The organism is Streptococcus sp. F2, from assembly GCF_056500955.1.
Window position 1 is genome coordinate 25765 of record NZ_JBWKAI010000025.1, and the last position, 9213, is coordinate 34977.

Annotated in this window: 8 protein-coding genes and 1 pseudogene; 2 read left to right on the forward strand and 7 right to left on the reverse strand. The window is 38.2% G+C overall.

Translation table 11 applies throughout. The features are described from left to right. Nucleotides 1–107 precede the first annotated feature (107 nt). The 6 genes from ACYTR8_RS08075 to ACYTR8_RS08100 form a co-directional block, all read right to left on the reverse strand. Nucleotides 108–848, reverse strand: coding sequence for an FAD-binding oxidoreductase (locus ACYTR8_RS08075; protein WP_479641979.1), 741 nt, complete (start codon nt 846–848; stop codon nt 108–110). After that, on the reverse strand, nt 826–1338 hold the full coding sequence (locus ACYTR8_RS08080) for a hypothetical protein (protein ID WP_231872020.1): 513 nt from the start codon (nt 1336–1338) through the stop codon (nt 826–828). The genes ACYTR8_RS08075 and ACYTR8_RS08080 overlap by 23 nt, the downstream gene beginning before the upstream one ends. Before the next feature lie 294 nt (nt 1339–1632). Then, entirely contained in the window at nt 1633–3195 is a 1563-nt protein-coding gene (gene ffh, locus ACYTR8_RS08085) for a signal recognition particle protein (RefSeq protein WP_111716344.1), read from the reverse strand. Nucleotides 3196–3209: 14 nt separating this feature from the next. Continuing rightward, a complete protein-coding gene (locus ACYTR8_RS08090) occupies nt 3210–3542 on the reverse strand; it encodes a putative DNA-binding protein (RefSeq protein WP_003058340.1) in 333 nt (110 codons plus the stop codon). Nucleotides 3543–3651: 109 nt separating this feature from the next. After that, nucleotides 3652–4350 (reverse strand): GntR family transcriptional regulator, encoded by a 699-nt coding sequence (locus ACYTR8_RS08095; RefSeq protein ID WP_003062350.1) that lies wholly within the window; start codon nt 4348–4350, stop codon nt 3652–3654. A gap of 79 nt (nt 4351–4429) precedes the next feature. After that, nucleotides 4430–5872 (reverse strand): hypothetical protein, encoded by a 1443-nt coding sequence (locus ACYTR8_RS08100; RefSeq protein WP_479640619.1) that lies wholly within the window; start codon nt 5870–5872, stop codon nt 4430–4432. A 167-nt stretch (nt 5873–6039) separates the two neighbouring features. Here ACYTR8_RS08100 and guaA point away from each other — a divergent pair, with 167 nt between their 5' ends. Continuing rightward, the gene (gene guaA / locus ACYTR8_RS08105) at nt 6040–7602 is read left to right on the forward strand and encodes a glutamine-hydrolyzing GMP synthase (RefSeq protein ID WP_479641980.1); all 1563 of its coding nucleotides are present in this window, start codon (nt 6040–6042) and stop codon (nt 7600–7602) included. A gap of 229 nt (nt 7603–7831) precedes the next feature. After that, a pseudogene (locus ACYTR8_RS08110) lies at nt 7832–8995 on the forward strand (cation:proton antiporter). Nucleotides 8996–9075: 80 nt separating this feature from the next. On the opposite strand, the gene ACYTR8_RS08115 reads toward ACYTR8_RS08110, so the two are convergent. Then, on the reverse strand, nt 9076–9213 hold a 138-nt coding region (locus ACYTR8_RS08115; RefSeq protein ID WP_479641981.1), incomplete at its 5' end, for an IS3 family transposase.

Sequence of the window (9213 nt, forward strand, 5' to 3'; positions counted from 1 at the left end):
TGATGATCATAAAAAAAGAAGCTAATGAATAACACTTTCCCTAGAAATAGTTGGACCTATCTCCACTTTCAGGGATATCAAGTTATCCGTTAACTTCTTTTTTGTTATTACCACAAAAATTCTTCATAATAAATCCGTTGATGAGCTACTCCCTGCTGTATTAATCGTTTTCGCCACGTTCTTCCCATACCAGTAGGTCCTCCTAGTAAAACAACGCTATTGGCACTTTTAGTCGAAAATTCTCTTAAAATAATATCTTCGCTATGGCGCCCAACTTGGCTAAAAATATGAACAAAGTCTTCTTGTCTTTTAACAGAATAAAAGAGTGTTGTTTTGATATGGCTATTAGCTTCCATAATGGCCATCAGTGGGACAATTCCAATGCCACCAGCTATTATGAATAATTCACTAGGTTGGTGCCTTTTTATGATACTTTGATATTGTCCAAAACCTTGAGAAATGGACACTCTGCTCCCTAATTCTAAGCTAGCTAATTGCTGAGTAAAATCTCCAACTTCCCGCATCACAAATTCTATATTCTGCTTCATATTAGGAACATTAAAGACAGAAAATGGATGAGGTTCCTTCATCTTAGGATATTCGGGAAATGATATAAAGACAAAATCACCTGGCTGAATGTTTAATTGAGACTGTTCGGGTACGGAAATCGTTAACTTAACAATATGGTTCCCTATTTTTTGACAGTCCTTGAGATGACCTTCTAAACCTTTCGCCTGAGGAGCAAATGCTGTCCATAAATATAAACTCATGATAATCAAACTGACAAAACTAAATAAACTCACAAAAAACTTGTTTTGCGTCACTTCAGGAATTAATAAATAAAACATGTATGAAAATTAGCGCTGTTGCTAAAAGCATCAAACGATGAATCCAGATCGCTTGTTCATGTTTCAAGTAAGATTCCAACTTTATCTTGATAAAATCCAAAATTTTGATTCGGCTGGTTAGCCAACCTGATAAAAATAACATTGAAAAGGCTGCTACTGCAAGAAATATAATGAGTGCTGCTTCGCCAGTGGACTTGATTAATCCCTGTGAAGGATCTAGTTCTTTATGAAATAAGGCTAATAAAATAGCCGATAAACTAAGGATACCATGTATAACATATAGGTGTGACAGCCCAACCCATCGATCAACCCAGTGCGGTTTAGTACTAAGATAAATGGCTGCTAACATCCATGCATAAGAAACAACTCCTAAACGAACTCCCAGTCCTAAAGAACTTTCTATTAAAGTAATTAAAAAGAGGGAGGGAAGTAAAAAAAGAAAAAGACTCCAAATGACAACTAATCTAGCGTTTAAATGGTTGATAATCATAACCTTCTCCTAGCTTTATTCCTCTAAAAGTGAATTTTTCAACTTATCTCTTCTTAAACGGATGTTTCACAAGGAATTAAAAGTTCCATAGCTATTGTGATAGCTAAATCTTAGTCATTTAAACTTAACTTTTTCTTGAAATGAAAGATATTTTTAATGATTATTCATCATTAGATTTATGATGACCAGTCTACTAGGTCATTAGACTGAAATAAAAAGGTCTAGTCCTGTAGTATACAACACTAAACCTTTGGTCAATGAACCTTTATTTTATAGAGGTGAATTGGAAAACTGTTACTTACGCTTTTTCTTAGCTTTTTTGATTTTATTAGCTTGACGTTTCATGGCCTGTTTCATCGCAAATTGTCCAATTTTCCCCTTGAACCCACCACCAAACAGTTGACTCATATCCATATCACCACCAAGGCCAGATAAATCAGGCATACCACCTTGTCCCATCATCCCTTCTAAGGAAGACATATCTGGCATACCAGCAGGCATGTTTTTAGGAAGATTATTGGGATTAATACCCATATCTTTCATCATTTTAGACATATCGCCCGACATAACCCCTTGCATCATGCTTTTGGCTTGGTTAAAGTCTTTGATAAATTTATTAACTTCTACAAAACTGTTCCCGGAACCAGCTGCAATACGACGGCGACGACTCGGGTTTAGTAAGTCAGGATTTTCACGTTCAGCGGGTGTCATCGAAGAGACAATAGCACGTTTGCGAGCAATTTGGTTTTCGTCAACTTTGATATTGGCCAAAGCTGGGTTACCAGCCATTCCTGGAATCATTTTCAAGAGGTCTTCCATAGGCCCCATATTTTGCACTTGATCTAACTGTTCAATAAAATCATTGAAATCAAAGGTGTTCTCACGCATTTTTTCAGCTAACTCTAAGGATTTTTTCTCATCATATTCCTGGCTAGCTTTTTCAATGAGGGTAAGCAAATCCCCCATTCCCAAAATCCGACTGGACATGCGGTCTGGGTGAAATGTTTCAATATCTGTGATTTTTTCACCAGTACCTGTAAATTTAATTGGTTTCCCAGTAATTTCACGGACAGATAGCGCCGCACCTCCACGGGTGTCACCATCAATCTTTGTTAACACAACCCCTGTGATGCTCAACTGATGATTAAACTCGTAGGCTACATTGGCAGCTTCTTGACCAATCATGCTATCTACAACCAAAAGAATTTCATTTGGTTGTGCTAAAGCCTTGACATCGCGCAGCTCTTCCATCAGTTTTTCATCAATTTGCAAGCGACCCGCAGTATCAATCAAGACATAGTCATTGCGGTTTTCACGAGCTTGTTCCAAACCTTTTCTGACAATATCGACTGCTGAGTGGTCTGTCCCCATATCAAAAACAGGTACATTGATTTGTTGCCCCAGTGTTTTTAACTGATCAATGGCCGCTGGACGGTAAATATCGGCAGCAATCATCAGTGGTCGCGCGTTTTCTTTTTTAATTAATTTATTAGCGAGTTTTCCTGCAAAAGTTGTTTTACCAGCCCCTTGCAAACCGACCATCATGATAATAGTTGGAATTTTTGGAGATTTATCAATCTCCGCGGTTTCTGAGCCTAAAATACTCGTTAATTCTTCATTAACGATCTTAAGAATTTGTTGTGTGGGATCAAGAGTATCAATAATCTCATGGCCAATAGCGCGCTCACGTACGCGCTTAATAAAGGTTTTAACAACTGGTAAAGCGACATCGGCTTCTAAAAGAGCTAGACGAATCTCTTTTGTCACTTCTTGAACATCTGATTCTGATAATTTCTTTTTACCGCGAATGTGTTTAAACACATCTTGCAAACGTTGGGTTAAGCTTTCAAAAGCCATAGTCAAAACTCCTCTTACTCTCTATTGTCAATACTGGTTAAAATGGAAATTCTTTCCTGTAAATACTCGTCATCAGGATAATGATCCATCATCTCATCAAAGATCTCACTTCGGACAATATAATCTGAATACATGTGAAGTTTCATTTCATAAGTCTCTAAAATCTTTTCCGTCCGTTTAATATTATCATAGACTGCCTGACGACTAACACCAAATTCCTCAGCAATTTCAGCTAAACTGTAATCATCTGCATAATACAACTCAATATAATTCATCTGTTTATCTGTTAACAGAGCTGCATAGAATTCAAAAAGGGCATTCATTCGATTTGTTTTTTCAATTTCCATAATCTTCATTTTATCATATTGTGATGGTTTTTAACAGTAGCAAATCAGTGTAAGGGCATTGATTCTCTTTAAGGCAATCAAAGATGGAAGCTTCTCAGAAACTTCCATCTTAATTATTTTCTAAATAAAATTCAAAACGATCACCGACATATTGGCTTCGTACATATTCGAAGGGTTTACCATCTGTAAAATAAGAAATCTGAGTCAAGGCTAAAATAGCATGACCTTTGGCAACTTCCAAATAAGCAGCGACGCGATCGCTTGCTGTTTTAGCATAAATCGTCTGCTGGCTCTTACCGATTTCATAACCGTTAGCTATTAATGTTTGGAAAAAATGCTCTGTAATATCCGTCCGTTTCACACGTTTAATAAATTTCTCGGGAATTGAAGCAACTTCATAGACCAGAGGAATGTTATCAGCATAACGGATACGTTCCATTCGAATCACATGGTCTGTTTTTTCCAGAGCCAATTCTTTCACTTCTGTATCACTGGCTAACTGTCTCTGATAGGACAATAATTTCGAGGATGGCGTGCGTCCTTGGGAACGCACAATTTCTGTAAAACTTGTGGTTCCACGCATTTTTTCTTGAACACGGTGACTGGCCACATAGGTGCCGCTCCCTATCCTTCTTTCAAGGATCCCTTCTTCCACAAGTAAGGTAATAGCCTGTCGTAAAGTCATACGGCTAACAGAAAAATGTTCCGCCAAGTCTCTCTCACTAGGCAGACGACTACCAATTGGCCAAACACCGTGATCGATGTCTTTTTTGATAGCGTCATGAATTTTAATATAAGCTGGTAGCATGCCTTACTCCTCAAGTCAATTCTTCTTTTATTTTATCATATTTCACCTTAAAATGGCAGGGCAAATAGCCAGGCTATTATTAATTAATGGTATTACCTACAATCGTTACAGGCGAATTGGGAGGAAAATGAATTGGCTCCATAAACCAACTTGGAGAAGGTTCTTTGTTAGCTCTAGAAACAATGGAAGAAGCGAACACATTATTTATTACCGTGATGGCTCCTACTTCTGAAGAATGCTGACCAATAGAACCACTGTAAGCTTTTAACTTCCCTTTGGAATCGATATAAGGTAAAAATTGATTTTGGCTTATCGTAATATTATGACATAAATGTCGTATTTGATTGAAAGCATCATAGTTTGGAGCAATTTTCTTTAATAGGTCACCATCCCATGCAAATCGATGTGTAGCAGCATCAAACTGAATGGCTTCTGAGAAAAAGTCATGTCCTCCAGCTTTTGAGAGCAGCCCGCTTTCTTCTGTTAGCTCAGGAGCATAGCCGATGAAGTCATTTTTTTCAAATAATGAATTTTGCAAAGAACCTAAATCAAAAAGATGACTATTACGTTGATGAACCATAGTAAATCTATTATTGTAAACATGCCAATCGCTGCCATGGTCAGCCATAATCATAAAGTGATTGCCTTTGTTTAAGTCACTTGCTTTAAAGTGAATACCTGCTAAAGTGAGATGATGCACCCCCTGATGAGCTTCGGGTCCCGTCGGAAAGCCAAACCAATACATGGTTCCTTGAATGATTAACTCTGTTTGGTTGCCAACGATAGCAGTTTCTGATGGCAGTACAGCATAATCTACGTCAGGAGTTATGGAACCAATCCGAAATTGTCCTTTTGGAAAAGCCAAAATACTGTTAGGATGAGTTTGAGCATACGTAAAAGCTTTTCGGAGAAGTTGATTATTTTCCTGGGCAGTATTCTCCTCCTTTAGAGCTATGCGGTAGGGTACTACAATAGCCTTTTCTGGAATGCCATCTAAGTGTTGACCATCATTCAAGGTCATATCATATTGGTAGCCACCACTCGAAGGTGCATGGTGAGTTTTAACCTTTTCTACGGTTGCTAATTGTCCCTGATAGGTATTTCCATCTTTTTTTACTATCGGAGAAGATAACTTAACGATATCCCCTTTTGCAAACTTAGCCTTATCAGCTTTTGTCAAATCCGATTCTCCTACATGGATGCTCACTTGTTCCGTGGGGAAAGTTATCTCATAATGATGGTTGAGTCGGTACTTGTCATCCAGATTTGCAAATCGCTTGCTTACTTTTCCAATCCAGTCACGGTATTTCCCCGGAAGTGTAACCTGAACTTCTTGCCCAACCTGATAATGTGGCTTTTGATTAGCACTTCTTTGGTTTAGTCCTGCAGTTGCTAACATATTGTGAAGAGTCGAAAAACTATTGGTGAGTGCAAAGAGGGCAAATAAAAGACTGATTAAAAGCCCAAGTAAGAGTAATTCACTCACTCGAAATAAGCCAAAAATTCTTTTCTTCCTAATCACAGGATCTCCTTGCCACTCATGTTTTCTACCTTAGCCTTCTATTGTAACATAACTCCTAGACATTTTTATATTCCCCTAGAGAAATTCTAATGCCTTTTTGATAAAAATATGCTACAATAAGTTGAAAACTATCAACCTGACGGTTGGTATAGAATGAAAGGATTATAATGACTGAAATTTCAATTTTGAATGATGTTCAAAAAATTATCGTTCTTGATTATGGTAGCCAGTACAACCAGCTGATTGCTAGACGTATTCGAGAGTTCGGTGTTTTTTCCGAACTTAAAAGCCATACAATCACCGCTCAAGAACTTCGTGAGATCAATCCCATTGGTATCGTTTTATCAGGCGGACCTAACTCTGTCTACGCTGATAACGCCTTTGGTATTGACCCTGAAATCTTTGAACTAGGGATTCCGATTCTTGGTATCTGCTATGGAATGCAACTAATCACTCATATGTTAGGTGGTAAAGTTGTTCCTGCTGGCCAAGCTGGAAATCGTGAGTACGGTCAGTCAACTCTTCACCTCCGTGCCGATTCAAAATTGTTTGCAGGTACTCCTGAAGAGCAACTTGTTTTGATGAGTCATGGTGATGCTGTCACAGAAATTCCAGAAGGCTTCCATCTTGTTGGTGACTCAAACGATTGCCCTTACGCGGCTATGGAAAATACTGAGAAAAACCTTTACGGTATTCAGTTCCATCCAGAAGTGAGACACTCTGTGTATGGGAATGATATTCTAAAAAACTTTGCAGTCTCTGTCTGTGGGGCGCGTGGCGACTGGTCAATGGATAATTTCATTGAAATAGAAATCGCGAAAATTCGTGAAACCGTAGGTAATCGTAAAGTTCTCCTCGGACTTTCTGGAGGAGTAGATTCTTCAGTTGTTGGCGTCCTTCTTCAAAAAGCTATTGGTGATCAATTAACTTGTATCTTTGTAGATCATGGACTTCTTCGTAAGGATGAAGGAGACCAAGTTATGGGAATGCTTGGGGGCAAATTCGGCCTAAATATTATCCGTGTGGATGCTTCAAAACGTTTCCTTGATCTTCTTGCAGACGTTGAAGATCCTGAGAAAAAACGTAAAATCATCGGTAATGAATTTGTTTACGTTTTTGATGACGAGGCCAGCAAATTAAAAGGTGTTGATTTCCTTGCTCAAGGAACGCTCTACACTGATATTATCGAATCAGGAACAGAAACTGCCCAAACCATTAAATCTCACCATAATGTGGGAGGCCTTCCTGAAGACATGCAATTTGAATTGATTGAACCTTTAAACACTCTCTTTAAAGATGAAGTTCGTGCTCTTGGAATTGCTCTTGGAATGCCTGAAGAAATTGTTTGGCGTCAACCCTTCCCTGGACCTGGTTTAGCTATTCGTGTTATGGGAGCTATTACTGAAGAGAAACTTGAAACTGTTCGCGAGTCAGATGCTATCCTTCGTGAAGAAATCGCGAAGGCCGGTTTAGATCGTGACGTGTGGCAATACTTTACAGTTAACACAGGTGTCCGTTCTGTAGGTGTCATGGGAGATGGTCGTACTTATGATTATACCATTGCCATTCGTGCCATTACTTCAATTGACGGTATGACAGCTGACTTTGCTCAACTCCCTTGGGAGGTCTTGAAAAAAATCTCAACGCGTATCGTCAACGAGGTTGATCATGTCAACCGTATCGTCTACGACATCACCAGCAAACCACCTGCAACCGTTGAGTGGGAATAATTCACTAGCGTGAGAACCATCTGTCTTATACAGATGGTTTTTTGTTTGCTAATCTTTCTTTTCAAGGATAACGACCATACTCATGTTTTGAAATAATCTGTCAATTATCATTATTGATTTTATGTCTATTATAAAACAACTTAAAAGGTATTTTTAGTCAAAACTTAACCTTTTTAGCTGAAAAATGTTATAATATAATGATGATTTCAGAAATATTATTGGAGTTCATATGCAAACCTTATTAGAAATAACGATTATTCTTATTGCTAGTCTCATGGCTACTTTGTTAGCAAATCGCCTAGCTATTCCTGCTGTTGTTGGCCAGTTATGTGTCGGTATTTTAATCGGTCCATCTTTACTCAATTTAGTCCATGAGGGGCATGTTATGCACTTCCTGTCTGAAATAGGGGTTATTTTACTGATGTTTCTAGCTGGACTAGAAGCTAATTTAGAACTATTAAGAAAATACTTCAAACCTAGTCTAGTAGTTGCTATATCGGGTGTTGTTATCCCTATGGTAGCTTTCTACTATGTGGGAATTGCCCTTGGCTTTCCTATTAATACAGCCGTTTTTTATGGGCTCGTTTTTGCAGCAACAAGTGTATCCATTACTGTGGAAGTACTGCAAGAGTACCAAAAGGTACGAACGAAAATTGGGGCAGTTATTCTAGGAGCTGCGGTAGCTGATGATGTGCTTGCTGTTCTACTGCTAAGTTTCTTTATATCATCTGCAGGAGCCTCAAGCCATTTAGTGATGCAAGTTGGTTTACAAATCCTCTTTTTAGTTTTCTTGGTTTTTTCTGTCAAACTATTGGTTCCCAAATTATATGATTGAAGCCAACATATCCCCTATTTTGAGAAAGAAACCTTCCTTGCATTACTGATTTGTTTAACCTGGTCTCTCCTTGCTTGGTCAGTCGGCATGAGTTCTGTTATTGGGGCGTTTTTTGCCGGGCTAGCTGTTGGGCAAACATCCAAAGCGGATATTGTAGAACACAACATATTAGTAATTGCTTACAGCATCTTTATTCCCATCTTTTTTGCTTCTATTGCGCTACCACTCCAATTAAATGGTGTTTTCTCTCATTTAGGATTAGTTCTAGCATTAACCTTATTAGCTATTGTTACCAAATTACTGCCTTCCTATCTCGTTGGAAGAGGTTTTGCTTTTTCTCGTCAGGAATCACTTTCTATTGGAGCTGGGATGGTTAGTCGTGGGGAAATGGCGCTGATTATTATCCAAATAGGTCTCGCAGAGAAATTGATTACTCATCAAACTTATTCTACTTTAGTTGTGGTTGTTATCTTAACAACAATGATTGCTCCTTTTATTCTAAAATTTGCTTTTAAAGGGCATTTAGAACAGTACCCTAATGTCAATAAATCCCTTTAACCATAGAGATGAAAAGAACACGCTTACTTGTACGGACCCCCTGGACTTGTCAAGAAAAAATAGACATAAAGTTAAGCTAATTAGTAACTATTTTTTTCAAATTCTACAGGTGAGAGATACCCTAAAGCTGAATGCAGACGTTTAGGGTTATAGTAAGTCTCAATATATTTAAAAATCTCAAGCTGAGCTTGCTCAATAGTTGCGAAATGAGCATCATT